The 215-nt window shown below is 74.4% G+C and carries 1 protein-coding gene; it reads left to right on the top strand.

Features of this window, described 5'->3' with window-relative positions:
* Positions 1 to 215 (top strand): hypothetical protein (locus ACOADB_RS20075; protein WP_378602570.1); only part of this gene is annotated, 215 nt, incomplete at both ends.

Here is a 215-nt window from a genome sequence, read left to right on the forward strand (position 1 = left end):
ACCGGAGCCGTTGCCGGCCGACCAGGCGCTCGCGCTCCTGAGGGGCGTCACGGACCTGGACCCGGAGTCGCTGGGACGACTCGCCTATCACGCACTGACCGGCGTGGACCCCGGCGAGGCCGAGCCGGCCGCGCCGAACGAGATCCTGCCCAGCTTCCCGCCGTTCGCGGCCGAGGTGCTGATGCGCGCCATCTGCGGCCCGGATCACCGCCGAC

Origin of the sequence: Nocardioides sp. CPCC 206348 (genome assembly GCF_048654705.1) — a bacterium.
Lineage (GTDB): Bacteria > Actinomycetota > Actinomycetes > Propionibacteriales > Nocardioidaceae > Nocardioides.